This window comes from Leisingera sp. ANG59 (assembly GCF_013317235.1).
Taxonomy (GTDB): Bacteria; Pseudomonadota; Alphaproteobacteria; order Rhodobacterales; family Rhodobacteraceae; genus Leisingera.
The window spans coordinates 63,861-88,824 of the sequence record NZ_WLCM01000005.1 but is presented as its reverse complement, the minus strand read 5'-3'; the positions used below and the strand labels follow the sequence as shown (position 1 = coordinate 88,824).

Sequence of the window (24,964 nt, the reverse complement as noted above, 5' to 3'; positions counted from 1 at the left end):
TGCTGCTGGAGCCCTGTTTGCCGCTAAGTTGGGGACAGTATGATGCTCCCCGCAGGTTGCCGCAAAAGGGTTGAGACGGGATTAAGGATCAAATTTGAACGATCCGGCTGCCGCAGGGCCGCTGGTCAGCCGCCGAAGCCCGGGGTGCCCGCGTCCTCGGGGTGGCGGGCCAGATGCGCAGCCTTGATACCGGCAGAGGTGTCGCGGCTGCCGTCATGGCTGTAGCCGGGCGGCGCAATGGCATAGAGCAGCCGCTGCTTCCAGGTCAGGCCGGGCTGGGCCATGTCCTGGAAAATGCCGATCCATTCGTGAAACGCGACCCGCAGCGGATTGAAGGTGGCGATGTTGTGCACCAGCCCGTAATCGGGGCGGTCGTGGTTCTGTTCCGGCACGAAGGTGCCGAACATTCTGTCCCAGATGATGAACACGCCGGCATAGTTGCAGTCCAGGTAGCGCGGGTTCCTGCCATGGTGGGCGCGGTGGTGGCTGGGGGTGTTCATCACCGCCTCGAACCAGCGGGGCAGGCGGGTGACCGCCTCGGTGTGGATCCAGAACTGGTAGATCAGGTTCAGCCCGCCGCAGAACAGCACCAGCGCCGGATGGAACCCCAAGAGAACCATCGGCGCCTTCACGACCATCATGAAGGTGAAGGTGCCGGTCCAGGTCTGCCGCAGCGCCGTGGTCAGGTTGTAGTGCTGGCTGGAGTGATGATTCACGTGCGACGCCCAGACCCAGCGCACCCGGTGGCCGAAGCGGTGCACCCAGTAGTAACGCAGATCGTCCAGCACAAAGCACGCCAGCACCGCCCAGATCGAGGTGCCCATGTCCAGCGGTGTCAGCTGCCACAGGGTCATCAGGAAGCCCCAGGCGATGAAGCCCAGCAGCAGCCCCTCGGCGACGCTGCCCGCTCCCATGATAAGGGAGGTGACGGCATCGCGGGTCTCATACCGGCCGCCGCGCCGCATCAAGGCGATCCACAGGAACTCGGCGAGGATGGCGGCGATGAAGAAGGGCACCGCCAGCTGCGTGGCGTCAGGGTAGGAGATATCTCCGGTCATGCGGCCTCCTCTGGGGGGCTGATCAGCGCCAGCCACTGCAGGCGCTCGCCATCGGACAGGGGCAGGGAGAGGCCGGGGGCGGCAAAGTCATTGAACTCAAAGCGCAGCCCGGTGGCAGTTTCGCGGATTTTGCTTTCAGCCAGACGGCGGCCCACGGTGTCGGCACCAAAAACCCAAAGCAGCCCGGGCCCGCCTTCGGTCAGCACCAGCACGGCCTGTCCGCTGGCGGCAGGCAGTACTTTCGAAATCTTGTCTCCGGGGAAATGGCGCAGCCAGCCGGTGCGGGCGGTCTCAGCGCTCAGCACAGCCAGCCGGGAGCGCCCGGTCAAATGCAGCAGCACCGCAATTCCAGATATCCCGCCCAGAACCAGGGCCAAGAGCAATTCCAGCGGCATGCGAGCCCTCCCGCGGGCAGACTGGCGGCCCGCTGGGAAGCTGTCAAAGGTGGCGTGGGGTCAAGCCCGGCCGCTTCTACCCCGCCATGGCGGCGCCGCGGGGGCGGCTCAGCACCTGCATCTGCACCACCCGCTCGACAAAAGGCACCAGCCCTTCGGGGCCGGAGGCCCGGTCCTTGAGGTGGATGCAAACATCGGGCCGCAACGCCGCGATGATGCCGATCAGATCGCCGCGGATTTGGTCATCCAGGCCCGCGCCCATGATCACGCATTCGATGCGCGGCTCGTTTTCCAGCTGGCGCACCACCTCGGGCTGATCATGCGCACCCAGCCAGTGGATCGGCAGATGGTCCAGCTCCTCAGCCACATTGCCGATCACATGCGGCAGCTTTCCGATCAGTAACACAACAGGTTTCATATCACTCTCCACCCTGAACGCGGGCGCCTTGTCCGGGCGTCCCTCAGGTTACAGGTAGTGCGAAATGAGCGGGGATCACGCGGGGCTCTCCCGGCCCCGGTGTCTCATGCTATCTGCCGATCATGGTCAGTGTTCTTTTTGTATGCGGCAAGGCGCGGATGCGCAGTCCAACTGCTGCGGATATTGCTGCCTCCTGGGCGGGCGTCGAAGCCGATTTTGCCGGATTAAGCCGGGATGCGGACGAGCGGATTTCAGTAGAGCATATCGCCTGGGCGGATGTGATCGCAGTGATGGAAAAGCGCCAACGGAGCAAGCTGGCGGGCCAGTTCGGAAATCTGCTGGCGCATAAGAAGGTCGCCGTTCTAGGCGTTCCGGACAACTACGGGTATATGGAGCCGGCTTTGGTGGAGGTGCTTGAGCCGAAGCAGCGGCACCTCCTGAGGCTCTAAGGTCAGCTGCCTTCGGTTTTTGCGATCATCGCACTGATAATCGCCTTGGCGCTCTCGGAGTTCCACTCGGCATCGCCCAGCAGCCGGGCGACCTCCTTGCCGTCGCGGTCCAGGAGCACCGTGATCGGCAGGCCGATCACCGCCATCTCCCGCGCCAGCGCCTGCTTCGGGTCCTGGTGGCGGGGCAGGCTGTTGATGCCGTTCTCGTCAAAGAACTTCTGGATGCCCGCGGGGGAGTTGCGGCCGGTGGCGATTGTCAGCACCTGAAAATCCTCGCCGCCGAACTCCTGCTGCAGCTCCTCCAGCTGCGGCATTTCCTTGCGGCAGGGGGCGCACCAGGTGGCCCAGAAATTGAGCAGAACGATCTTGCCCTGGTAATCGCCCAGAGTCGCTGTGCCGGCGCCGTCGGCCAGATCAAAGGCGGCGGCGGACACGTCGCGCGGCTCGGCATGCACGACCAGCTTCTTCATCGAGCCATCGCGCAAGCCCTCAAGCTGCGCGAGGTCCGCTGCAAAGGCGGCATTTGCACCCAAGGTCAGGGCCATATAAAGGGAAAGCTGACGAAACAGACGCATATTATCTCCGGGGTTCCACACCATGACAGATCAATCCTCGAACCAGATGTGGGGCGGCCGCTTTGCCGCTGGCCCGGACGCGATCATGGAGGCGATCAACGCCTCGATCGGGTTCGACAAGCGGATGGCGGCGCAGGACATTGCCGGCTCCAGGGCCCATGCGGCGATGCTCGCCGCCACAGGTGTCATTACGGATAATGATGCCGAGGCCATTCGGGAAGGGCTGCTCACCGTTTTGTCAGAGATCGAGGGCGGAACTTTCCAGTTTTCCACCGCGCTGGAAGACATCCACATGAACGTGGAGGCCCGCCTGAAAGAGATCATCGGCGAGCCTGCGGGCCGTCTGCACACCGGCCGCAGCCGCAATGACCAGGTGGCGACCGATTTCAAACTCTGGGTGCGTGACCAGCTGGACGCGGCGGAATCGGGGCTGCTGGCGCTGATCCGCGCGCTTCTGTCGCAGGCCGAGGCGGGGGCCGATTGGGTGATGCCGGGCTTTACCCACCTGCAGACCGCGCAGCCGGTGACCTGGGGCCACCACATGATGGCCTATGTCGAGATGTTCGGCCGCGATTTGTCCCGCGTGCGCGATGCCCGCGTCCGGATGAACGAATCACCCCTGGGTTCGGCGGCATTGGCTGGCACCTCCTTCCCGATCGACCGGGAGATGACCGCAAGCGCGCTGGGCTTTGACCGGCCGACCGCCAACTCGCTCGATGCGGTGTCTGACCGCGACTTCGCGCTGGAGTTCCTCTCGGTGGCGTCGATCTGCGCCATGCACCTCAGCCGCTTTGCCGAAGAGCTGGTGATCTGGTCCTCCGCCCAGTTCCGCTTCGTGACCCTGTCCGACCGTTTCTCCACCGGCTCTTCGATCATGCCGCAGAAGAAGAACCCGGACGCGGCTGAGCTGATCCGCGCCAAGGTGGGCCGGATCTTCGGCGCCAACACCGCGCTGATGATGGTGATGAAAGGTCTGCCGCTGGCCTATTCCAAGGACATGCAGGAAGACAAGGAGCAGGTCTTTGACGCCGCCGACAACTGGATGCTGGCGCTGGCGGCGATGGAGGGCATGGTCAAGGACATGAGTGCCAACCGCGAGTCGCTGGCCGCGGCTGCGGGATCCGGCTTCTCCACTGCCACCGACCTGGCTGATTGGCTGGTGCGGGTGCTGAAGGTGCCGTTCCGCGATGCCCATCATGTGACCGGCACCCTGGTTGCCATGGCCGAAAACCGCGGCTGCGACCTGCCGGACCTCACTCTGGAGGACATGCAGGGCGTGCACGCAGGCATTACCGAGGACATCTTCTCTGTGCTCGGCGTCGAAAACTCGGTAAGCTCGCGCATGTCTTACGGCGGCACTGCACCCGCCCAGGTGCGCGCGCAGGTGGCCCGCTGGAAAGAGGTGCTGGCAGGCTGAGCCTGCAAGGGCTGGCCGCGGCAAGGAGGCAGACAATGCGCAACATGATCTTTGCTTTGCTGGGACTGGCAGTGCTTTCGGCCTGCGGGGCGGACGGAGAGCCGGTGCAGCCGACCCTGAACGCCGGTGTCGGCGTCGGCAGCGGCGGCGTCCACGTCGGCGGTGCCGTGGGTCTGCACAAGGGGCCGCTCAGCGTTTTGCTGGGCTTCTAGCCCCCTGGCCCTTGATGCGGCCTTGCTGAACAACCATTTCGAAGCCGCCCCGTCGCAATGCCGGGGCGGCTTTTGATTTCAGGGATATTGCGATGAAAGCAGTTCTTGCCGTTCTGGCTCTTCTTGGCCTGGCCGCCTGCGACACCGGCGCCCCGGCGTCCAGCCCGCCGCAAAAAACCGAACCCGCCGCAACCGGGGTCAAGGTTTCCGGTTATGGCCGGGTTGGGGTGTCCACCACATTCTAGCAGACACGCGAGATGGCCGGAGCGGGCTTGTCTCCCGTCCGGTTGCCGTCTGCTTTGGTGTGTTCCGTACCTGATATGCTGTCTATCAGCGGTAAGGGGGGGCGGCGCCGCCAAGGGGCGGAGGCGGGACGGGAGGTTCCTCCCGCACGCTGAACGTTGTCTCTGCGCGCCCTTGCCAAAGGGCCCTGTTCCTGGGTGCCGGGGGTGTCAGGCCCGGCGAGTGACCGCGATCAGCAAGCATCCTGTCATATGGGGCTTAAGATGCTGTGACGGCGGCGTACGCATGAAGCGCAACACCCCGGGCATCGCCTTTGCCGCTGCCATTGCGCAGTGAGTATTTTTGCAAAGAAGTAGAGACGGGGGCTTCTTCTTTGCCCAAATACTCAAGACCCGCCGCGCGCCAGCGAGGCGCCGGACCCAACCGGCGCGACCGCATCCTTGATGCGTTTGCGGCGGGCGGGAGAGCGCCTTTGCTTCCGGCAGGGGCTGCGGGCGGAATCATTTGATCCATCTGCCCCTTTTGCCCTAAACGCGGGGCATGGACCATTTTCTCTACCGCGACGGCGCGCTTTTCGCCGAAGACGTTCCCATCTCCGAGATCGCCGCGGCGGTGGGCACTCCGTTCTATGTCTATTCCACTGCCACGCTGCTGCGTCATTTCCGCCTGTTCGACGAGGCGCTGGAGGGCACCGAGCATCTGGTCTGCTTTGCGATGAAGGCCGCCTCCAACCAGGCGATCCTGAAGACCCTGGCGCAGGCCGGCGCGGGCATGGATGTGGTCAGCCAGGGCGAATACCTGCGCGCCAGGGCGGCGGGCGTGCCGGGCGACAGGATCGTGTTTTCCGGCGTCGGCAAGACGGCAGAGGAAATCCGCGTGGCGCTCACCGGCGGAATCCGCCAGTTCAACGTGGAATCCGAACCGGAGATGGAGGTGATCAGCGCCGTGGCGCAGGAACTGGGCACCAAGGCCCCGATCACCATCCGGGTGAACCCGGATGTCGACGCCAAGACCCATGCCAAGATCGCCACCGGCAAATCCGAGAACAAGTTCGGCATCCCGATTGCCCGCGCCCGCGAGGTCTATGCCCGCGCCGCTGCGCTGCCGGGGCTGGAGGTGGTGGGGATCGACGTCCATATCGGCTCGCAGCTGACCGACCTGGAGCCGTTCCGGCTGGCCTATCAGAAGGTGGCAGAGCTGACCGAAACCCTGCGCGCCGATGGCCATGATATCCGCCGCCTGGACCTGGGCGGCGGTCTCGGCATCCCCTACGAACGCTCCAACACTGCGCCGCCCCTGCCGGTGGAATACGGCCAGATGGTCAAGGAGACCCTGGGCCACCTGGGCTGCGAGATCGAGATTGAGCCGGGCCGGCTGATCGCGGGCAATGCGGGCCAGCTGGTGTCGAAAGTGATCTATGTGAAATCAGGCGAGGGGCGCGATTTCCTGATCCTGGATGCGGCGATGAACGACCTGATCCGCCCGGCGATGTATGAGGCGCATCACGACATCATCCCGGTCGAGGAAGCCGCAGCAGGTGTGGAAAGCCAGCCCTATGACATCGTCGGCCCGGTCTGCGAGACCGGCGATACCTTTGCCAAGCAGCGCGACCTGCCGCCCTTGGCAGCGGGCGATCTGGTCTCCTTCCGCAGCGCCGGCGCCTATGGCGCAGTGATGGCGAGCGAGTACAATTCGCGCCCGCTGATCCCCGAAGTGCTTGTGCACGGGGATCAATTCGCGGTTATTCGCCGGCGGCCGGACTATGAAGAGATGATAAACCGCGATACCATCCCGGAGTGGCTCTGAAGCGATCCGGGCGCGATCCGGCGCGGGCCATCAGATCATGAGGCCCGAATGCCCTTTCTTCGCCGAACTGACCGCCGGGCCGGCCAGCAGGCCGATCCGGTCCTGAAACAGGTGCGCTGGCCCCTGCGCCTGACGCAGGCCGGGCTGGTGGCGGAACGTGCCTTGCGCAGCTTCTGGCCGCTGGCCTCGGTGCTGATGGCGGCGCTGGCGGCGCTGATGCTGGGACTGCACCAGATGCTGCCGGAGCGGCTGGTCTGGACCGGCGCGATGGCAGTGCTGATGGCTGCCACCGCGGCGCTGGGCTGGGGGCTCTGGCGTTTCCGCTGGCCCAGCAGGGCCGCAGCGCTGGAACGATTGGACCAAACCTTGCCGGGCCGCCCGGTTTCTGCCCTGCTGGATACCCAGGCCATCGGCGCAGAAGATGCCGCCTCAGCCGCGCTGTGGCAGGCACACCAGCGCCGGATGGCTGCGGCGGCTGCCGAGGCAAAGGCGCCCGCGCCCGATCTGAACATTGCATCTTCCGATCCCTACGGCCTGCGCTATATGGCGGGGCTCATGCTGGCAGTGGCGGTTCTGTTCGGCTCGATATGGCAGCTGGCCACGGTCAGGGACCTGGGGGCAGGCGGCAGCGCGGCACTGAACGGCCCGGCCTGGGAAGGCTGGGCGGAACCGCCCGCCTACACCCGCCTGCCGGTGCTCTATCTGAATGACCAGGACGCCGGCCTGCTAAAACTGCCGGAGGGCAGCCGCGTGACCCTGCGTTTCTACGGAGAGGTGGGCGCGCTGGAACTGGCCGAGACCGTCACCGGGCAGCAGGGCGGCGATGCGGACACCCCGCAGACCGCCATGGAATTCGACGTCACCCGCAGCGGCAGCTTTGCCATCGAGGGCGATGGCGGGCGCAGCTGGCAGGTGGAAGTGATCCCGGACAACCCTCCCATGGTGGCTGTCGCGGGTGAGCCGGAGCTGGAAAACGACGGCTACACCACCCTGGGATTTGCGGCGCAGGATGACTACGGCGTGGCGGCAGGCCAGGTGCGCATCGCGCTGGACCTGGCGGCGGTCGAGCGGCAGCACGGGCTGGCCGCGGAGCCTGACCCGCGGGAGGCGATTGTGCTGGATCTGCCGCTGCCCTTGTCCGGCTCGCGCAAGGATTTTACCGAAAAGCTGGTCGAGGATTTTGCCCAGCACCCCTGGGCCAACCTGCCGGTGGTCTTCACCTTCTCGGCAGTGGATGAGGCAGGCCAGTCGTCTGCCGCCGCGGGATATGGCGCTGAATTGCTGACCCGCCGTTTCTTTGATCCGCTGGCCGCGGCTGTGATCGAACAGCGCCGCGACCTGTTGTGGGCGCGCGCCAACGCGGTGCGGGCGGCGCAGGTGATCCGCACCCTGACGCACCGCCCGGAGGGGCTGTTCCGCGACTACGGCGATTACCTGCGGCTGCGCACCATTCTGCGGCGGCTGGAGAGCTACACCGTTGCCGGTACGATCTCTGAGCCGCAGCAGGAGGAGATCGCCGCCGCGCTGTGGGATCTGGCAATCCAGCTGGAAGAGGGCGACGTGGGCGACGCGCTGGAGCGGATGCAGCGGGCGCAGGAGCGGCTGAGCCAGGCGATGCGCGACGGTGCCAGCGACCAGGAGATTGCCCGGCTGATGCAGGAACTGCGCGAGGCCACTCAGGACTACATGCGCCAGCTCAGCCGTCAGGCAGAGGCAAACGGCGAGTTGATGAATCCGGGTGATATGCCCGAGGACATGATGACGCTCAGCCAGGACGACCTGCAGGCAATGATGGACCGCATCCAGGAGCTGATGGAGCAGGGCCGCATGGCCGAGGCCGAACAGGCGCTGCGCGAGTTCCAGGAGATGATGGAAAACATGCGGATGACCCGCTCGCAGCAGGGGCAGGGCCAGGGCAACGAAGGCCGCGAGGCGATGGAGGGGCTGGCCGAAACCCTGCGCGAGCAGCAGGGGCTGTCGGATCAGGCTTTCCGCGATCTGCAGGAGCAGTTCAACCCCGGCGCCCGAAGCGGCGAAAGCCAGGGCAATGAGGGCCGCGACGGCGGCTTGGGCCGCGGCCAGAGCCATCAGGGCGGTCAGGGCGGCGACCGCGGTGATGGTGAGGGCGGCGAAGGCGCCGAGAGCCGCAACCCGGACGGCCAGGGCGGCAACGGGCGCGAAGAGCCGGGACAGGGCGGCTCGCTGGCCGACCGGCAGCAGGCGCTGCGCCAGCAGCTGCAGCGGCAGCGTGAAGGATTGCCCTATCTGGGCGGTGAGGCCGGCGACGCCGCGCGCGAGGCGCTGGACCGCGCGGGCCGCGCAATGGAGGGCGCCGAGGAGGCGCTGCGCGGTGGCGACAATGCCGAGGCGATCGACCGCCAGTCGGACGCCATGGAGGCGCTGCGCGAAGGCATGCGCAGCCTGGGCGAGGCGCTGGCGCAACAGCAGCAGCCGGGGCAGCAGAACGGGCAGCAGCCCTCTGCCACCGCGCAGGGGGACCGGCTGGACCCGCTGGGCCGCAACAACGGCAGTATCAATGACGGCGGCAAGGTGGGCGAAGGCACGGCCTACCGCCGCGCCTGGGATCTGCTGGAGGACATCCGCCGCCGGGCCGGAGAGCGCGAACGCAGCGACCGCGAGCGCAGCTATCTTCAGCGGCTGCTGGACCGGTTCTGACCCCGGCAGCACAGGGGGCTGACAGGGGGCTGCCGGCAAAGCCGACGTTCAGGATACTTAGATGAGCTGTCTTATTGGGTGGCGGTGACGGACTTCACCTGGCTGTCCAGCCACAGCCGCGCCTGATCGACCCAGTCCACATAACTGCTGAGCGCCGGGTCCGCCTGCGGTAGCTTTTCGGCAATCAGCGGTGCCTTGTCATAGACCATCACCAGGATCAGCGCCGCAATCACCGAAAAGGCAAAGCCGCGGGCAAAGCTGCTCTTGCGCCGCACCGGCAGCTCCTCCGGATCCGCCTGCGGCGCGGGTGCCGAGCTGCCGGCAGAGCGCAGTGTGGAGTTGATTTCCTCGATGTCCGGCAGCAGCTCCTTGCGCGAGCCGCTTTCGGCGGCGGCCAGCTGGCGCGGATCCTCGCCGCGCATCCGCGCCATCCGGTCGCGGGCCTGGCGGCTGCGGCGGGCGGCTTCATCATCCTCCGCGGGTGCAGGGTCCTCCAGCCCCAGATCGGGCTGGGTTTCCAGGCTCTGGGCTTCTGCCTTGCGCAGCTCGGCCTCGCGCGCGGCTTCCTCGCGCAGGATATCGGACATTTCCGGATCCAGCGTGCGCCCGCGCTGCGGCTGCGGTGCTTCTTCGGCGTGAACGCTCTCGCCCTCGCCCTCATCCTCGCCCTCATCCTCGTCATGGCCGCCGGTGTGGTCATCCGCGTCCCCGCCGGGACGGTCCTGCGGTACGTCTGCGGCGGATTCTGCCTCATCCGCCGGTTCCAGCGCGGCTTCTTGCGTGCTGTCCTCGGGCTCCGGGTCCGAGGCGGCTTCCGGCTGCTGCCCGGCTTCGCGCTTGGCTTGCGCCGCTCTTTCCCGTTCGGTTTTCTCTTTCGCTTCGGCTTCCCGTGCGGCTTTTGCTGCCTGCTCCCGCTCCGCCTTCTCCTTTGCCTCGGCTTCAGCCGCGCGGGCAAAGGCTTCCTCGATCCCGATGTTTTCCAGCGCGTCCTCTGGCGCGGCTTCAGCGGCGCCTGCGGCTGCCTGGAACCAGGTCTGGCCGCAGTTGGAGCACTGCACATCGCGCCCCTCAGGCGGGATCACATCCTCGGGCACTTCGTATTGGGCTGCGCAATTCGGGCAGGTCAGGCGCATCATGCTCTCCTCGGCACCATCCCGCCGCCCCGCAGGCGGCAGATTGTTTTCCAAGGATTATAGGCATCCCCCACAGGTGGTGGAAGTGGCAATTGCGGCAACGCCCCGCACGCGGGTTTCCCGGCAACAGAGCCCCCATTGAAACTGCCGGCCCCATGGGGCAAAACAGCCGGGCGCAAACAGCAGGCGCGTTCAGGGGGCAGCAGTGATCGAGCTGGAAAATGTGGGCTACAACTACGGCGGCGGCGAGCTGCTGAACGCGGTGTCGGTGCAGCTGGCGCCGGGCTCGTTCCATTTCCTGACCGGCCCGTCGGGGGCGGGCAAGACCACGCTGCTGAAGCTTTGCTACGGAGCCTTGAACCCGACTGCGGGCCGGGTGCGCGCCTTCAACATGGATGTGCACGGACTGGACCGCGACCAGATGGCCTATCTGCGCCGCCGGGTCGGTGTCGTGCATCAGGACTGCCGGTTCCTGGACCACCTGCCGGTGATCGAGAACATTGCGCTGCCGCTGCTGGTCGCGGGGCGCGAGCTGAGCCACGAGGAAGCCAACCTGAAGGAACTGCTGAACTGGGTCGGCCTCAGCGAGCGCGCCCATGCGCTGCCGCCGGAGCTGTCGGGCGGCGAGCGCCAGCGGGCGGCGCTGGCGCGTTCGGTGATCCTGTCGCCGGATGTTATCATCGCCGATGAGCCGACCGGCAATGTCGACTGGGAGATGTCGCAGCGGCTGCTGCAGCTCCTGGTGGAACTGAACCGGATGGGAAAGACCATCCTGGTCGCCACCCATGACCTGTCGCTGATCCGCGCCGCCAAGAACCAGGTGCAGGCGCGGGTGCTGCGGATTTCCAACCGGCAATTGCAGCTGGCGGGGGCAGACCTATGAGCGAGGGCAGGCTGCGCAAGCTGATCCTGGGCGATGCCCAGGCCGACCGGGTGGTGCCGCCGAGCGGCTTCACCGCCCAGCTGACCCTGTTTGTGTCTGGGGCCATGGCGTTCCTGACGGTCTTTGCTCTGGCGCTGTCGATGGCGTCGGGGCGGCTGGCGGACCAGTGGGCCGAGGAGCTGGCCCGCGCGGCCACCCTGCGCATTAACGCTCCTGAAGCGCAGCGCGCCGCCCAGACCGAGGCGGCGCTGGAGATCCTGCGCCAGACCCCCGGCGTCGCCACCGCCCGCGCCCTGACCGGCGAGGAGCAGGCGGCGCTGCTTGCGCCCTGGTTCGGCGCCGGCGTGCCGGTGGGCGATCTGCCGCTGCCGCAGCTGATTGAGGTAACGGGCGATGATACAGGGTATGACGCCCAGGGGTTGCGGCTGCGGCTGCAGGCCGAGGTGCCGGGCGCGGTGCTGGACGACCACACCCGCTGGCGGGCGCCGCTGGTGGATGCCGCACAGGCGCTGCGCCGCCTGGCCTGGGTGTCGATCCTGCTGATCGGCGGCGCCACCGCGGCGATGATCACCCTGGCTGCCAATGCGGCGCTGGCGGCCAACGCCCAGGTGATCGAGGTGCTGCGGCTGGTCGGCGCGCTGGACAGCTATATCGCCCAGGCCTTCATCCGCCGCTTCACCCTGCGGGCGCTGACCGGCGCCGCGGCGGGCGTGGTGCTGGGCATGGCCGGGGTCTGGCTGATGCCGGAGGCCTCCGCTGAGGGCGGCTTCCTCACCGGCCTTGGCTTCCAGGGTTTCGGCTGGCTGGTGCCGCTTCTGATCCCGCCGCTGGGGGCGCTGGTGGCCTTTGCCGCCACCACCCGTGCGGCCACCAAACGTCTGGGGGAACTGTCGTGAAAAATCCTGTCCAATGGCTGCGTTCGTTTGTGTTCATCACGCAGATGTATCTGGCGATGCTGGTGCTGGGCATCCTGTTTGCGCCCTGGGCAATGGCGTCTCCCAAAGGCGCGCGCGTTGCCTGCAAGAGCTTTGCCCGCTGGGCGCTGTGGACCGCGAGCTGGATGGTCGGCATCCGCACCGAGGTGCGCGGCCAGGTGCCCACGGGCGAGGTGATCATCGCCGCCAAGCACCAGAGCTTTCTGGACATCATGATTATTTTCAACGCGGTGCCTTCGGCCCGGTTCATCATGAAGCGCGAGTTGATGTGGACGCCCGTCATCGGCGTCTATGCCAAGCGGCTGGGCTGCGTGCCGGTGAACCGCGGCAAACGCGGCGCGGCAATTGCCAAGATGGTCAAGGATGTCGCCAAGGAATGCGCGGAGCCGGGCCAGCTTATCATCTATTCGCAAGGCACCCGTGTCGCCCCCGGCGCCAGGAAACCCTACAAGATCGGCACCGCGGTTTTGTACGAAGGGTTGAAGCAGCCCTGCGTGCCGGCCGCCACCAATGTCGGTGTGTTCTGGCCCCGCACCGGCATCTACCGCAAGCCGGGGCTGGCGGTGGTGGAATTCCTTGAACCCATGCAGCCGGGGATCGCCCGCGACGATTTCATGGCAAAGCTGGAAGAGCGGGTCGAGAGCCGCTCAGACGCATTGATGCGCGAAGCCGGGTTCGATCCGGACCAGGCGGTCGTTCAGGCCTGATCTGCCGGCCTGATGGCCGGTCTGCCCGTGTGCCGGAGGCCTTGGCGCTGATTTGCCGGGGTGACGGTATGGCCGAAACAGGCTAGCCTTGCGGCAAGAATGCGCGGCTGCAGGGCTTGCCAGACGCGCGCAACAAGAACCAACAGCGGGCAGAAAACGAGCGGGCAGAAAGACGATGAGCGATTTCCTGGCTTCCTATCTGGCCTATGCCAGAGATGTTCTCTTGTATTTTCTCGACCCAGGGCAGCGCGTTTTCTACGTCTATATCGCGACCTCCGTTCTGGCGGCCTATGGGGTCTACCTGTTCCAGCGCAAGCAGAGCCGAAACGCCGGAGAGGGTTCCTTCCTGGCGTTCCTGTTTCCCAAGTCGGTGTGGTCGCACCCTTCAGCCTGGCTCGACGTGCGTTATTTCTTCTTTCACAAGCTGCTGGCGCATTTCCTGTTGCTGGGTCTCTTTGCCGGTACCGCAGCCCTGGTGTTCCGCTGGATCACCGGCCATGCGATCACCTCTCTGCCCGTCACTGCCGAGGGCGCCGCGGGCTGGGGCATCGTGATCGGCTACATGCTGGTCAGTACAATCGTCCTCGATCTGATCGGCTATACCGTGCACTACCTGCAGCACAAGGTGCCGATCCTGTGGGAATTCCACAAGGTGCATCACAGCGCCGAGGTGATGCATCCGCTGTCCAACTACCGCGAGCACCCGGTGGACAATTTCTTCTATCTGCTGCTGATCGGGGCGGGCTACGGGGCGGTTGCCGGCGGTGTTTACCAGTATGCCGCGGTGGTGCCGAGCGTCCCCAGCATTCTGGGCGTGCCTATCCTGATGTTTGTCTTCAACATCCTGGCCTACAACCTGCGCCATTCCCACGTCTGGCTGCGCTGGCCCGGCATCTGGTCCAAGGTCTTCCCGTCGCCCGCCCATCACCATGTGCACCACAGCTGCCATCCGGATCATTTCGACAAGAACTTTGCCTTCATGTTTCCGGTCTGGGACGTGATTTTCGGTACCTATGAAATGCCGGAGGACAACCGCGATGTGAAATTCGGTGTTGCGGGCATGAAATCGATGGAGATGGACACCTGCTGGAAGCTCTATTCCATCCCCTTCGTCAAGGCCGCGCGCCGCCTGAAGCGGAGCGGCAAAACAGCTGGAAGCAGCAGCCGGACGGACGCTGGATAACCGCCCGCCACGACCGCGGGGAAGGGCCGGCGCCCCGGTTGCGGGCGGTCAGCGGATCACGTCGCCGAGCAGGATTTGCGGCTGCACATCGGTGAAATTCGGAATGTCGTCCAGCGCAGGCCCTGCGGCCTTCATCGCCGCATCCATCGCCGCTTGATCGGCAAAGACAAATGTGGCGATGGCAAAGAACGGCGGCGCGATGTCCGGCCCGCCGGCCAGCCCCTTGGTGACCACGATCGACTGCAAATGCGGCCCCATGTGCTGATTCACGATCTGCATGTGGGTGTCCGCGTAGTAGTGGTGGTCGAAGGTCTTGCCTTCGGCAGCCGGGTAGATGACTTGCAATGAAACGGGCAAGGGGATGTCTCCTGAAAAGGAATAGCTGCCCCAGTCATATGCTGATTTGGTTCCTCGCAAAACTAAAAGGGCAGCCCCGACGGGCTGCCCTGAACTGTCTGCCGAGTGGCGTGGCTCAGCTGTGGATCGGCCCGTCGCCGCAGGCCAGCGCCGCTTCGCGCACGGCTTCGGAATAGGTCGGGTGGGCGTGGCAGGTCAGCGCCACGTCCTCGGCCGAGGCGCCGAATTCCATCGCAACGCACAGCTCGTGGATCATGTCGCCGGCCGCCGGGCCGATGATGGCAGCACCCAGGATGCGGTCGGTTTCGGCGTCGGTGATGATCTTGACGAACCCGCCCTCGGCCTGGCCCACGGCCTTGGCGCGGGCGTTGCCCATGAACATGAACTTGCCGACCTTGACCTTCTTGCCTTCGGCCTTCAGCGCGTCCTCGGTGGCGCCGACGGTGGCCACCTCCGGCGTGGTGTAGACGACGCCCGGGATCACGCCATAGTTCACGTGACCGTGCTTGCCCGCGATGACCTCGGCCACCGCCATGCCCTCATCCTCGGCCTTGTGCGCCAGCATCGGGCCTTCGATCACATCGCCGATGGCATAGATGCCGGGCAGATTGGTGCGCCAGTGGTTGTCGGTGGCGATCTGGCCGCGCTCGGTCATCTTGATGCCAAGCGCATCCAGCCCCAGGCCTTCGCTGTAGGGTTTGCGCCCGGTGGCAACCAGCACCACATCGGCGTCCAGCGTGACCTCGCCGCCGCCCTTCTTGGGCTGGTACTTGACCTTGGCCTTGGTCTTGGAGGTCTCCACCCCCTGCACCGCGGCGCCCAGGATGATGTTGAGGCCCTGTTTTTCCAGGATCCGCTTGAAGCTGCGCTGCACGTCCTTGTCCATGCCGGGGCAGACCGCGTCCATGTATTCGACCACGGTCACCTCGGAGCCGAGGCGGGCATAGACCGAGCCCAGCTCCAGCCCGATGACGCCGGCGCCAATGACGGCCAGTTTCTTCGGGATCTTCGGCAGCTCCAGCGCGCCGGTGGAGGAGACCACGATCTTCTCGTCGATCTCCACGCCCGGTATCGAGGACGGCACCGAGCCGGAGGCGATCACGATGCTCTTGGCCTCATGCACCTCATCGCCGACCTGCACCTTGCCGGCCGCCGGAATGGAGGCCCAGCCCTTGATCCAGTCGATCTTGTTCTTTTTGAACAGAAACTCGATGCCGCCGGTGTTCTGGCCAATCACCTCGTCCTTGTAGGCCTTCATCTGGTCCCAATCGACCGAGGGGCTTTTGCCCTTGAGGCCCATATGGGCAAAGTTGTGCTCTGCCTCATGCAGCAGATGGGTCGAGTGCAAGAGCGCCTTGGAGGGGATGCAGCCGACGTTCAGGCAGGTGCCGCCGAGGGTCTCGCGGCCCTCGACAACAGCTGTTTTCAGTCCCAGCTGGGCGCAGCGGATGGCGCAGACATAGCCGCCGGGGCCGGCGCCGATTACGATGACGTCATATTGGGACATGGGTCTGTCTTCCTCTGTTCTCCCTGGTTCCGTTTTCCGGAACACGCGTTAGGGGATAGTGGTCTTAGGATCAGACGGGGGTCAACATCTTGATCGAGATATTGGTGACCCCGTCGCGTTCAAGGTGCATGGCCAGTTCCTCGGAGCCGAAGAAGGCGCGGGCCTTTTCCAGGTCGGTGATCGCGAACAGCGCCACGGCGTGGTTTTTGCGGTCCGGATCGCTCCAGACGTTCATGTCGGTGATGCCCGCGGCCTGCCGGTTGCGCTTGTCCTGCCGGAACACGGTGAGCCAGGCATCGAAATCGGCCACATCGGCCTGCCAGAGAACATGGGTTGCCATTGGTTATACTCCTTTTCCGTATTGAAGGCAGGATGCCCCGGTAAGGGTAAGGAGTGCTTTGATTCCACTCAAGAAAGGCGGGTGTTGCAGCAGCTTCCGCAGAATTGCGGCGCTGTCCCCGGCCCGGGCGGAGGCAATTTGAGTATTTCCGGAAAGATGAAAGCTCATGCGAGGAGCACCCCCGCGAGCATGGCGGCAAGGCCGCTGGTGGCAATCAGCCAGATGGCGGTGCGCAGGTAAGGCACGCCGCTGAGGTAGGCGGGCAGGTAGAGGGCGCGGCCCCCGAGATAGGTATAAATGCCGCCGGTGATCAGGGCGTCTTGCAGGCTGGCCAGCTCCGCCACCAGGGCGAGGCTGATGAAGACCGGGGCGGTTTCCAGAAAGTTGGTAAAGGCGCGGCGAGCCCGGCCCGCCAGCGCGCCGCGGGAGACGGAGGTGTCGCGCGGGCCTGCGGTCCAGGCATTGCCCACCGAGAGCTTCAGCAAGAAGCTATCGCAGCTCACGTGGATCAGGGCGAGGATCGAGAGGCAGACAAGGCCCCAGAGCGGGAGGGTCATTGGGTGTGTTGCATTTTTTGCTGAAAAAACCAATGGACGGAGGCAATTAATCCCATTGATAGGATTGTGATTGCAAATCTCTGACCGGCGTATTCATCGCATGTCGGACAAGGTACCAAAGTCTGCAATGCCATGACACCAGCCAGAGCAGTCCACCAAATTCCTGCTATCAAATTGAGTTTGCGGACCCCATGTTTTTGCCGGAAGGCATTTTGGGCCAGAAAACCGTAGAAAACTAGGAAGCCCACAGTTCCAGGAATGATCTTAATCATCGCAACCGAAAAATAGTCGGGAGCAGTTCTAAAAGTGAGCGTCCAAATCTGGTAGACGAGAACGAACGTAGCAAGACCAGCGCACCAAATTACCATTGCACGATTTAATGCGCTGATCTTTTTCATTTACTCTCGAGCCTTCTTACAGATCCATCAGCAGACGGCGCGGATCCTCGAGGGCTTCCTTGACGCGGACCAGGAAGGTCACGGCGCCTTTGCCGTCGACGATGCGGTGGTCATAGCTCAGCGCCAGATACATCATCGGGCGGATTTCCACCTTGCCGTTGATCGCCATCGGGCGGTCCTGGATCTTGTGCATGCCCAGGATGCCGGACTGCGGCGGGTTCAGGATCGGCGAGGACATCAGCGAGCCGTAGACGCCGCCGTTGGAGATGGTGAAGGTGCCGCCCTGCATCTCTGCCATCGACAGCTTGCCGTCGCGGGCGCGGGCGCCTTTTTCGGCAATCGCCTTCTCGATGGAGGCAAAGGACATCGCGTCGGCGTCGCGGATCACCGGCACCACCAGGCCCGTGGGCGTGCCTGCGGCGATGCCCATGTGGACGTAGTTCTTGTAGACGATGTCGGTGCCGTCGATCTCGGCGTTGACTTCCGGAACTTCCTTCAGCGCGTGGCAGCAGGCCTTGGTGAAGAAGGACATGAAGCCCAGTTTCACGCCGTGCTTCTTCAGGAACAGGTCCTTGTACTCATTGCGCAGCGCCATCACCTCGGTCATGTCGACCTCGTTGTAGGTGGTCAGCATGGCAGCGGTGTTCTGGCTGTCCTTCAGGCGCTTGGCAATGGTCTGGCGCAGGCGGGTCATCTTCACCCGTTCCTCGCGCGCGGCATCGTCGGCGGTGACGGGGCCGCGAACCTGGGCCGGGGCCGGGGCAGGCGCGGCGGCAGGGGCTGCCTTGGCAGCCGCCACGGCGGCGGCGACGTCTTCTTTCATGATGCGGCCGTCGCGGCCCGATCCGGTAACCTGATCGGCGCTGATGCCGGCCTCTGCCATGGCTTTCTCGGCGGAGGGCGCGTTGGCGACGTCCTTGGAGCCGGTGGCAGCGGCGGCCGGGGCAGCGGCTGCGGCAGGTGCGGCGGCAGCACCGGCGGCGCCGGAGGCGATCACGCCCAGCTGCGAGGAGGCCTGCACGGTGGCGCCTTCAGCTGCCATGATATCAGTCAGCACGCCGGCGGCCGGGGAAGGCACCTCGACGGAGACCTTGTCGGTTTCCAGCTCGCACAGCATTTCATCCTGCGCGACGGTGTCGCCCACCTTCTTGAACCAGGAGGACACGGTTGCCTCGGAAACCGACTCGCCAAGCGACGGAACCATGACCGGCACCGGGGCGCCTTCGCCGCCGGAGGGAGCAGCAGCCGGAGCCGGTGCTGCCGCAGCAGCGGCAGGGGCAGAGGCTGCGGCGGCGCCGTTGGCCTCGCTCAGGGTTGCCAGCAGCGCGTCTACGCCGACGGTCTCGCCTTCGCCGGCAACGATCTCGCCCAATGTGCCGGCCGCGGGCGAGGGCACCTCGACGGTCACCTTGTCGGTTTCCAGCTCGCAGAGCATTTCATCGGCATTGACGCTGTCGCCGGGCTTCTTGAACCAGGTGGCCACGGTGGCCTCGGTCACGGATTCGCCCAGGGTGGGTACGCGGACTTCGGTTGTCATGTCTCTTTATCCTCAGATGCTCAGCGCTTCGTTCACGAGGGCTGCTTGTTGGGCTTTGTGTTCGCTGGCCAGGCCGGTTGCGGGCGAGGCCGAAGTGGCGCGGCCTGCATAGACCGGCCGGGTGTGCTTGGCGCCGATGCGGGTCAGCACCCATTCGATGTTGGGCTCGATGAAGGTCCAGGCGCCCTGGTTCTTGGGCTCTTCCTGGCACCAGACCATCTCCGCCTGCTTGAAGCGTTCCAGCTCCTTCACCATCGAGATCGCCGGGAACGGGTAGAACTGCTCGATCCGCATCAGGTAGACATCGTTGATGCCGCGGGCGTCGCGTTCCTCCAGCAGGTCGAAGTAGACCTTGCCCGAGCACATCACCACGCGCTTGATCTTGTCGTCGGCCACCAGCTGGGTGTCGGAGTTGCCGTGCTGCGCGTCGTCCCACAGCACCCGGTGGAAGCTGGAGCCGGTGGTGAACTCCTCGGCCTTGCTGACCGCCATCTTGTGGCGCAGCAGGGATTTCGGAGTCATCATGATAAGCGGCTTGCGGAAGGTGCGGTGCAGCTGGCGGCGCAGGATGTGGAAGTAGTTCGCAGGCGTGGTGCAGTTGGCCACGATCCAGTTGTCCTGGCCGCACATCTGCAGGAACCGCTCCAGCCGGGCGGAGGAGTGTTCCGGCCCCTGGCCCTCGAACCCGTGCGGCAGCAGGCAGACAAGGCCCGACATCCGCAGCCATTTCGATTCACCCGAGGAGATGAACTGGTCGAACATGATCTGGGCGCCATTGGCGAAGTCGCCGAACTGCGCTTCCCACAGGGTGAGCGCATTGGGTTCGGCCAGCGAGTAGCCGTATTCAAACCCCAGCACCGCGTATTCCGACAGCGCGGAGTCGATCACCTCGTACTGCGACTGGCCCGCGCGGATGTTGTTGAGCGGGTAGTAGCGCTCCTCGGTCTCCTGGTTGACGATGCCGGAATGGCGCTGCGAGAAGGTGCCGCGGGTGGCGTCCTGGCCGGCCAGGCGCACCGGGTAGCCTTCCAGCATCAAGGAGCCGAAGGCGAGCGCCTCGCCGGTGGCCCAGTCAAAGCCTTCGCCGGATTCGAACATCTTGCCGCGGGCGTCCAGGAAGCGGCCGACGGTGCGGTGCAGCGGGAAGCCGTCCGGCACCCGGCTCAGCGCCCGGCCGATTTCGGCCATGGTCTTTGGCTCGATCGCGGTGCGGCCGCGCTGGTAGTCGGCATCCTTCTTGTCCAGATGCGACCAGCGCCCGTCCAGCCAGTCGGCCTTGTTGGGCTTGTAGTTCTTGCCGGTCTCGAACTCTTCGTTAAGATGCGCCTGGAAGGCGGCCTTCATGTCCTCGATCTCGCCCTCGGGGATCAGCCCGTCCTTGACCAGCCGGTCGGTGTACAGCGTCAGCGTGGTTTTGTGGCCCTTGATCTTCTTGTACATCAACGGGTTGGTGAACATCGGCTCGTCGCCTTCGTTGTGACCGAAGCGGCGGTAGCAGAAAATGTCCAGTACCACGTCCTTGTGGAACTTCTGGCGGAACTCGGTGGCCACCTTGGCCGCATGCACAACGGCCTCGGGGTCGTCGCCGTTGACGTGGAAGATCGGCGCCTCGACCACCAGCGCGTTGTCGGTGGGATAGGGGGAGGAGCGCGAGAAATGCGGCGCGGTGGTGAAGCCGATCTGGTTGTTCACCACGATGTGCATGGTGCCGCCGGTCTTGTGGCCGCGCAGGCCCGACAGCGCAAAGCATTCCGCTACCACGCCCTGGCCGGCAAAGGCCGCGTCGCCGTGCAGCAGGATCGGCAGCACCTGGCTGCGGTCATTGTCGCCCAGCTGGTCCTGCTTGGCGCGGACCTTGCCCAGAACCACCGGGTTCACCGCCTCCAGGTGGGAGGGGTTTGCGGTCAGCGAAAGGTGCACGGTGTTGCCGTCGAACTCCCGGTCGGAGGAGGCGCCGAGATGGTATTTCACGTCGCCGGAGCCGTCCACGTCCTCGGGTTTGAAGCTGCCGCCCTGGAATTCATTGAAGATCGCCCGGTAGGGTTTCTGCATCACGTTGGCAAGGATGTTGAGGCGGCCGCGGTGCGGCATGCCGATCACGATGTCGCGGACCCCCAGCGCGCCGCCGCGCTTGATGATCTGCTCCATTGCCGGAATGAGGCTTTCGCCGCCGTCCAGGCCGAACCGCTTGGTGCCGGTGTATTTGACGTGCAGGAACTTCTCGAAACCCTCGGCCTCAACCATCTTGTTGAGGATCGCCTTGCGGCCTTCGCGGGTGAAGGTGATTTCCTTGTCGTAGCCCTCGATCCGCTCTTTCAGCCAGCTGGCCTGCTCCGGATCGGAGATATGCATGTACTGCAGCGCAAAGGTGCCGCAGTAGGTGCGCTTCACGATCTCGACGATCTGGCGCATAGTCGCAACCTGCAGGCCCAGCACGTTGTCGATGAAGATCGGCCGGTCCATGTCGGCATCGGTGAAGCCGTAGGTCTTGGGGTCCAGCTCAGGGTGGGCGCCGGCCGCATGCATGCCCAGCGGGTCCAGATCGGCCGCCAGGTGGCCGCGGATCCGGTAGGCGCGGATCAGCATCAGGGCGCGGATCGAGTCCAGCACCGCACGCTGCACCTGGTCGTCAGTCAGCTCCACCCCTTTGGCGGCGGCCTTGTCCTTGATTTTCTTGCCCGCGCCCTTGGCCTCCGCCGGGGCCGGCCATTCGCCGGTCAGCGCGCCGGTCAGATCGTCATTGGGGGCTGGCGGCCAGTCGCCGCGCGCCCAGGAGGGGCCCTTGGCCTCTGCCTTCACGTCCAGTTCGGCGTCGCCCATCTGGCGGAAGAACTCAGCCCAGGCGGCATCCACCGCGTTGGGGTCATTGGCGTAGCGGGCATAAAGCTGCTCCAGATACTCCGCATTGTGCCCCTGCATGAAGGAGGAGGCGTGGAAGAGGTCGTTGGGCGATTGGTCGGTCATTTTGGTGCCTCTTGCGGGTTGGGACCGTATACGTTCTGGCCTTAGGCCGCTCCCGGCAGGGTGGTGCTCGGGAGTTTCAAATGAATGAATGAGCCGCAGAACCTTGCGGCCAGTCCGGCGGTGCAAACCGAATTGGCGGCAGGGTCCGTCAATGAATGAGCTGCCTTGGCGGGTGGGGATGCCCGGCGGAGACCGCCGGGCATGGTCCGCTTTGTGGTATGCAAAGCGGAAGGATGCATTACTTGCCGATCGCTTTCAGAACCGCCTCGCCCAGGCCGGCCGGGCTTTCGGCGACCACGATGCCTGCGGATTTCATCGCTTCGATCTTGTCCTCGGCGCCGCCCTTGCCGCCGGCGACAATCGCGCCCGCGTGGCCCATGCGGCGGCCCGGAGGGGCGGTGCGCCCGGCGATGAAACCTGCAACCGGTTTCTTGCGGCCCTTCTTGGCCTCATCAGCCAGGAACTGCGCAGCCTCTTCCTCGGCGGAGCCGCCGATTTCGCCGATCATGATGATGCTTTCGGTCTCGTCGTCGGCCAGGAACCATTCCAGCACGTCGATATGCTCGGTGCCCTTGATCGGGTCGCCGCCGATGCCGACGCAGGTCGACTGGCCCAGGCCCACGTCGGTGGTCTGCTTCACCGCCTCATAGGTCAGGGTGCCAGAGCGCGACACCACGCCGACCGAACCGCGGCGGTGGATGTGGCCGGGCATGATGCCGATCTTGCAGGCATCGGGCGTGATCACGCCGGGACAGTTGGGGCCGATCAGGATCGAGGAGGAGTTCTCCAGCGCCCGCTTCACCTTCATCATGTCGAGAACCGGGATGCCCTCAGTGATCGCCACGATCACTTCCATCTCGGCGTCGATCGCCTCGAGGATGGAATCCGCGGCAAACGGCGGCGGCACGTAGATCACGGAGGCATTGGCCCCGGTCACATGCTTGGCTTCATGCACGGAGTTGAACACCGGCAGCTCCAGATGGGTCTGGCCGCCTTTGCCGGGGGTCACGCCGCCGACCATCTTGGTGCCGTAGGCGATGGCCTGTTCGGAGTGGAATGTTCCTTGAGAGCCGGTAAAGCCCTGACAGATGACCTTGGTGTTTTCGTCGATGAGGACTGCCATGTTTCGGTTCCTTCAAGCGGTATGTGTGTGTTGGGTCTGCGGGGTGGCCAGGGAACGGCCGTCGAAGCGGATTTTTTCGAGGGTGGCCCGCCCCAGGACCACGCTGGGAAGTATTCGGAAGCCGCCGCGGAACTCGTAGATTCCGCGCCGGAGTTTCTGGCGGATCAGCGGCCAGCCCTTGGGCCGGTGGCGCGGCGGGCCGACGCCCACCTCGCCCGGGGCTTCATTGCCCTGTTCGGCAAGTGCCGGCTGCACCTGATAGACCTTGATGCCGCGCGCAGGCAGCGAGGCGTCAAAGTTGAACAGCAGGTTGTCCAGCGTGATGCAGAACGGGCGGCTGTCCAGCAGATGCTGCGCGGCCTGGCGCGAGATCACGTAAGCCGCACCGCCTGCGTGGCGGGACATCATCCGGCGCACCTCGCGGCCCAGATGGGTGAAACCATCCTTGCCAAGCGCCACCTGCAGTTTCTTTGCCCGCCAGCGTTCGAACTTGACGATGCCGGCATCCGCGGGCCACCAGGAGAGATTCGCCAGCCAGGCGCCGGTGTCGGGCGACAGGAAGACGTCATCCTCCAGGATCAGCGCCGCATCGGCATCTGAGGCCAGAAACGCCTCCCAGGCCTTGGCATGGCTGAGGGTGCAGGCCATGTCCTTGGTCTGGAAATAGCCCCAGTTGCCCTCAGGGGAGCACTGCTTGAGCATTTCCTCGCGGCTGACCTTGGTGCTGTCCACCGCATCGATGCGCGCAGCCGACAGCCCGGCCTGATCCAGCTCCCGCTGCATCAGCTCCGCCCGGCCCGTGGCCTGCCGCAAGCCTATGAGATAGACAGCCGCCTTCACCGGATCAGGTCCTTAGCCCTTGACCGCCTTCACGATCTTCTCGGCGCCGTCCTTCAGGTTGTCGGCGGCGATCACGTCGAGGCCGGAGGTGTTGATGATCTCCTTGCCCTTTTCGACGTTGGTGCCTTCGAGGCGGACCACCAGCGGCACCTTCAGGCCGACTTCCTTCACCGCGGCAACCACGCCCTCGGCGATCACGTCGCAGCGCATGATGCCGCCGAAGATGTTGACCAGGATGCCTTTGACGTTGGGGTCGGAGGTGATGATCTTGAACGCCTCGGTCACCTTTTCCTTGGTGGCGCCGCCGCCCACGTCGAGGAAGTTGGCGGGCTCAGCGCCATAGAGCTTGATGATGTCCATGGTGGCCATCGCCAGGCCTGCGCCGTTCACCATGCAGCCGATCTCACCATCCAGTGCGATGTAGTTCAGGTCGTACTTGGAGGCTTCCAGCTCTTTCGGGTCTTCCTCGGTGGTGTCGCGCAGTTCGGCCACGTCGGCGTGGCGGTAGACCGCGTTGCCGTCAAAGCCGACCTTGGCGTCCAGCACCTTGAGGTTGCCGTCGTCGCCGACGATCAGCGGGTTGATCTCCAGCATCTCCATGTCCTTCTCGACGAAGGCCTTGTAGAGCTGCCCCATCAGCTTGACGCACTGCTTGATCTGCTGGCCCTCAAGGCCGAGCGAAAAGGCGATGCGGCGGCCGTGGTAGGCCTGGTAGCCGGTGGCCGGGTCGACCGAGAAGGACAGGATCTTCTCAGGGGTGGCGGCGGCCACTTCCTCGATGTCCATGCCGCCCTCGGTGGAGCAGACAAAGGAGATGCGCGAGGTCTGGCGGTCAACTAGCAGGGCCAGGTACAGCTCGGTTTTGATGCCGGAGCCGGCCTCGATGTAGATGCGGTTCACCTGTTTGCCGGCCGGGCCGGTCTGATGGGTCACCAGGGTGCGGCCCAGCATCTTCTTGGCTTCTTCGGCAGCTTCCTCCACCGATTTGGTCAGGCGCACGCCGCCCTTCTCGCCGGCGTCGGCTTCCTTGAAGGAGCCTTTGCCGCGGCCGCCTGCGTGGATCTGCGCCTTCACGACCCACAGCGGGCCGTCGAGTTCACCGGCGGCGGTCTTGGCTTCTTCGGCCCGCAGCACCACGCGTCCGTCGGACACCGGGGCACCGTAGCTGCGAAGGAGGGCTTTGGCCTGATATTCGTGGATGTTCATCTGAAACTGTCCCGTCTGGCTGCAATTGTCTGCTGCTCAATAGGC

General features: G+C 65.1%; 25 protein-coding genes. 10 read left to right on the top strand and 15 right to left on the bottom strand.

The window, feature by feature from the left end; translation table 11 throughout:
- Positions 1-125: 125 nt before the first annotated feature.
- The 3 genes from GKC28_RS06755 to GKC28_RS06745 form a co-directional block, all read right to left on the bottom strand.
- A complete protein-coding gene (locus GKC28_RS06755; RefSeq protein WP_174146141.1) occupies positions 126-1,058 on the bottom strand; it encodes a sterol desaturase family protein in 933 nt (310 codons plus the stop codon).
- Positions 1,055-1,453, bottom strand: a complete 399-nt coding sequence (locus GKC28_RS06750) for a hypothetical protein (protein ID WP_174146140.1) — start codon at positions 1,451-1,453, stop codon at positions 1,055-1,057. The genes GKC28_RS06755 and GKC28_RS06750 overlap by 4 nt, the downstream gene beginning before the upstream one ends.
- Before the next feature lie 76 nt (positions 1,454-1,529).
- Positions 1,530-1,871: a hypothetical protein gene (locus tag GKC28_RS06745; RefSeq protein ID WP_174146139.1), complete on the bottom strand. Its 342-nt coding sequence runs from the start codon at positions 1,869-1,871 to the stop codon at positions 1,530-1,532.
- A gap of 158 nt (positions 1,872-2,029) precedes the next feature.
- On the opposite strand from GKC28_RS06745, the gene GKC28_RS06740 reads away from it, so the two are divergent.
- The gene (locus GKC28_RS06740; RefSeq protein WP_217433998.1) at positions 2,030-2,320 is read left to right on the top strand and encodes a phosphotyrosine protein phosphatase; all 291 of its coding nucleotides are present in this window, start codon (positions 2,030-2,032) and stop codon (positions 2,318-2,320) included.
- 2 nt (positions 2,321-2,322) lie between these two features.
- On the opposite strand, the gene GKC28_RS06735 is transcribed toward GKC28_RS06740, so the two are convergent.
- Entirely contained in the window at positions 2,323-2,895 is a 573-nt protein-coding gene (locus GKC28_RS06735; RefSeq protein ID WP_254604173.1) for a TlpA disulfide reductase family protein, read from the bottom strand.
- A 22-nt stretch (positions 2,896-2,917) separates the two neighbouring features.
- On the opposite strand from GKC28_RS06735, the gene argH reads away from it, so the two are divergent.
- From argH to GKC28_RS06710, 5 genes are all read left to right on the top strand, one after another.
- The gene (gene argH / locus GKC28_RS06730; protein ID WP_174146136.1) at positions 2,918-4,312 is read left to right on the top strand and encodes an argininosuccinate lyase; all 1,395 of its coding nucleotides are present in this window, start codon (positions 2,918-2,920) and stop codon (positions 4,310-4,312) included.
- A gap of 35 nt (positions 4,313-4,347) precedes the next feature.
- Complete coding sequence (locus GKC28_RS06725; protein WP_174146135.1) at positions 4,348-4,524, top strand: hypothetical protein; 177 nt, start codon at positions 4,348-4,350, stop codon at positions 4,522-4,524.
- 92 nt (positions 4,525-4,616) lie between these two features.
- Positions 4,617-4,769 (top strand): hypothetical protein, encoded by a 153-nt coding sequence (locus GKC28_RS06720; protein ID WP_174146134.1) that lies wholly within the window; start codon positions 4,617-4,619, stop codon positions 4,767-4,769.
- A 538-nt stretch (positions 4,770-5,307) separates the two neighbouring features.
- Complete coding sequence (lysA, locus tag GKC28_RS06715; RefSeq protein WP_174146133.1) at positions 5,308-6,573, top strand: diaminopimelate decarboxylase; 1,266 nt, start codon at positions 5,308-5,310, stop codon at positions 6,571-6,573.
- A gap of 48 nt (positions 6,574-6,621) precedes the next feature.
- Positions 6,622-9,249, top strand: coding sequence for a TIGR02302 family protein (locus GKC28_RS06710; RefSeq protein ID WP_174146132.1), 2,628 nt, complete (start codon positions 6,622-6,624; stop codon positions 9,247-9,249).
- Between the two features lie 71 nt (positions 9,250-9,320).
- Here GKC28_RS06710 and GKC28_RS06705 read toward each other — a convergent pair whose 3' ends face one another.
- Entirely contained in the window at positions 9,321-10,436 is a 1,116-nt protein-coding gene (locus GKC28_RS06705; RefSeq protein ID WP_254604172.1) for a zinc-ribbon domain-containing protein, read from the bottom strand.
- A 151-nt stretch (positions 10,437-10,587) separates the two neighbouring features.
- On the opposite strand from GKC28_RS06705, the gene GKC28_RS06700 reads away from it, so the two are divergent.
- From GKC28_RS06700 to GKC28_RS06685, 4 genes are all read left to right on the top strand, one after another.
- Positions 10,588-11,265, top strand: a complete 678-nt coding sequence (locus tag GKC28_RS06700) for an ATP-binding cassette domain-containing protein (protein WP_174146131.1) — start codon at positions 10,588-10,590, stop codon at positions 11,263-11,265.
- Entirely contained in the window at positions 11,262-12,161 is a 900-nt protein-coding gene (locus tag GKC28_RS06695; protein ID WP_174146130.1) for an ABC transporter permease, read from the top strand. Before GKC28_RS06700 ends, GKC28_RS06695 begins: the two co-directional genes overlap by 4 nt.
- A complete protein-coding gene (locus GKC28_RS06690) occupies positions 12,158-12,907 on the top strand; it encodes a lysophospholipid acyltransferase family protein (RefSeq protein WP_174146129.1) in 750 nt (249 codons plus the stop codon). Before GKC28_RS06695 ends, GKC28_RS06690 begins: the two co-directional genes overlap by 4 nt.
- Positions 12,908-13,082: 175 nt before the next feature.
- Positions 13,083-14,090: a sterol desaturase family protein gene (locus GKC28_RS06685; protein WP_174146128.1), complete on the top strand. Its 1,008-nt coding sequence runs from the start codon at positions 13,083-13,085 to the stop codon at positions 14,088-14,090.
- 48 nt (positions 14,091-14,138) lie between these two features.
- Here the strand turns inward: GKC28_RS06685 and GKC28_RS06680 are convergent, their stop codons facing one another.
- The 10 genes from GKC28_RS06680 to sucC all read right to left on the bottom strand — a co-directional run bounded on the left by GKC28_RS06680 (position 14,139) and on the right by sucC (position 24,919).
- Positions 14,139-14,447, bottom strand: a complete 309-nt coding sequence (locus GKC28_RS06680; RefSeq protein WP_174146127.1) for an EthD family reductase — start codon at positions 14,445-14,447, stop codon at positions 14,139-14,141.
- 115 nt (positions 14,448-14,562) lie between these two features.
- A complete protein-coding gene (gene lpdA / locus GKC28_RS06675) occupies positions 14,563-15,954 on the bottom strand; it encodes a dihydrolipoyl dehydrogenase (protein WP_174146126.1) in 1,392 nt (463 codons plus the stop codon).
- Between the two features lie 70 nt (positions 15,955-16,024).
- Positions 16,025-16,294, bottom strand: a complete 270-nt coding sequence (locus GKC28_RS06670; RefSeq protein WP_174146125.1) for a hypothetical protein — start codon at positions 16,292-16,294, stop codon at positions 16,025-16,027.
- A 164-nt stretch (positions 16,295-16,458) separates the two neighbouring features.
- The gene (locus tag GKC28_RS06665) at positions 16,459-16,851 is read right to left on the bottom strand and encodes an MAPEG family protein (RefSeq protein WP_174146124.1); all 393 of its coding nucleotides are present in this window, start codon (positions 16,849-16,851) and stop codon (positions 16,459-16,461) included.
- A complete protein-coding gene (locus GKC28_RS06660) occupies positions 16,848-17,249 on the bottom strand; it encodes a hypothetical protein (RefSeq protein WP_174146123.1) in 402 nt (133 codons plus the stop codon). The genes GKC28_RS06665 and GKC28_RS06660 overlap by 4 nt, the downstream gene beginning before the upstream one ends.
- A 16-nt stretch (positions 17,250-17,265) precedes the next feature.
- Complete coding sequence (gene odhB / locus GKC28_RS06655) at positions 17,266-18,786, bottom strand: 2-oxoglutarate dehydrogenase complex dihydrolipoyllysine-residue succinyltransferase (protein WP_174146122.1); 1,521 nt, start codon at positions 18,784-18,786, stop codon at positions 17,266-17,268.
- Between the two features lie 12 nt (positions 18,787-18,798).
- A complete protein-coding gene (locus GKC28_RS26170; RefSeq protein ID WP_217433997.1) occupies positions 18,799-21,750 on the bottom strand; it encodes a 2-oxoglutarate dehydrogenase E1 component in 2,952 nt (983 codons plus the stop codon).
- Positions 21,751-21,988: 238 nt separating this feature from the next.
- Positions 21,989-22,873, bottom strand: a complete 885-nt coding sequence (sucD, locus tag GKC28_RS06640) for a succinate--CoA ligase subunit alpha (RefSeq protein ID WP_019297072.1) — start codon at positions 22,871-22,873, stop codon at positions 21,989-21,991.
- Between the two features lie 12 nt (positions 22,874-22,885).
- On the bottom strand, positions 22,886-23,713 hold the full coding sequence (locus tag GKC28_RS06635; protein ID WP_174146121.1) for a glycosyltransferase family 25 protein: 828 nt from the start codon (positions 23,711-23,713) through the stop codon (positions 22,886-22,888).
- Positions 23,714-23,725: 12 nt separating this feature from the next.
- Positions 23,726-24,919: an ADP-forming succinate--CoA ligase subunit beta gene (sucC, locus tag GKC28_RS06630; protein WP_174146120.1), complete on the bottom strand. Its 1,194-nt coding sequence runs from the start codon at positions 24,917-24,919 to the stop codon at positions 23,726-23,728.
- Positions 24,920-24,964 lie beyond the last annotated feature (45 nt).

Excerpts from the sequence above, each read along its gene's own strand:
- GKC28_RS06725 (WP_174146135.1), top strand. The coding sequence starts at position 4,348 with ATGCGCAACATGATCTTTGCTTTGCTGGGACTGGCAGTGCTTTCGGCC.
- odhB (WP_174146122.1), bottom strand. The coding sequence starts at position 18,786 with ATGACAACCGAAGTCCGCGTACCCACCCTGGGCGAATCCGTGACCGAG.
- GKC28_RS06670 (WP_174146125.1), bottom strand. The coding sequence starts at position 16,294 with ATGGCAACCCATGTTCTCTGGCAGGCCGATGTGGCCGATTTCGATGCC.
- GKC28_RS06720 (WP_174146134.1), top strand. The coding sequence starts at position 4,617 with ATGAAAGCAGTTCTTGCCGTTCTGGCTCTTCTTGGCCTGGCCGCCTGC.
- GKC28_RS06665 (WP_174146124.1), bottom strand. The coding sequence starts at position 16,851 with ATGACCCTCCCGCTCTGGGGCCTTGTCTGCCTCTCGATCCTCGCCCTG.
- GKC28_RS06740 (WP_217433998.1), top strand. The coding sequence starts at position 2,030 with ATGCGCAGTCCAACTGCTGCGGATATTGCTGCCTCCTGGGCGGGCGTC.
- GKC28_RS26170 (WP_217433997.1), bottom strand. The coding sequence starts at position 21,750 with ATGACCGACCAATCGCCCAACGACCTCTTCCACGCCTCCTCCTTCATG.
- sucD (WP_019297072.1), bottom strand. The coding sequence starts at position 22,873 with ATGGCAGTCCTCATCGACGAAAACACCAAGGTCATCTGTCAGGGCTTT.
- GKC28_RS06745 (WP_174146139.1), bottom strand. The coding sequence starts at position 1,871 with ATGAAACCTGTTGTGTTACTGATCGGAAAGCTGCCGCATGTGATCGGC.
- GKC28_RS06710 (WP_174146132.1), top strand. The coding sequence starts at position 6,622 with ATGCCCTTTCTTCGCCGAACTGACCGCCGGGCCGGCCAGCAGGCCGAT.
- argH (WP_174146136.1), top strand. The coding sequence starts at position 2,918 with ATGACAGATCAATCCTCGAACCAGATGTGGGGCGGCCGCTTTGCCGCT.
- lysA (WP_174146133.1), top strand. The coding sequence starts at position 5,308 with ATGGACCATTTTCTCTACCGCGACGGCGCGCTTTTCGCCGAAGACGTT.
- GKC28_RS06735 (WP_254604173.1), bottom strand. The coding sequence starts at position 2,895 with ATGCGTCTGTTTCGTCAGCTTTCCCTTTATATGGCCCTGACCTTGGGT.
- GKC28_RS06695 (WP_174146130.1), top strand. The coding sequence starts at position 11,262 with ATGAGCGAGGGCAGGCTGCGCAAGCTGATCCTGGGCGATGCCCAGGCC.
- GKC28_RS06750 (WP_174146140.1), bottom strand. The coding sequence starts at position 1,453 with ATGCCGCTGGAATTGCTCTTGGCCCTGGTTCTGGGCGGGATATCTGGA.
- sucC (WP_174146120.1), bottom strand. The coding sequence starts at position 24,919 with ATGAACATCCACGAATATCAGGCCAAAGCCCTCCTTCGCAGCTACGGT.
- GKC28_RS06660 (WP_174146123.1), bottom strand. The coding sequence starts at position 17,249 with ATGAAAAAGATCAGCGCATTAAATCGTGCAATGGTAATTTGGTGCGCT.
- GKC28_RS06755 (WP_174146141.1), bottom strand. The coding sequence starts at position 1,058 with ATGACCGGAGATATCTCCTACCCTGACGCCACGCAGCTGGCGGTGCCC.
- GKC28_RS06685 (WP_174146128.1), top strand. The coding sequence starts at position 13,083 with ATGAGCGATTTCCTGGCTTCCTATCTGGCCTATGCCAGAGATGTTCTC.
- lpdA (WP_174146126.1), bottom strand. The coding sequence starts at position 15,954 with ATGTCCCAATATGACGTCATCGTAATCGGCGCCGGCCCCGGCGGCTAT.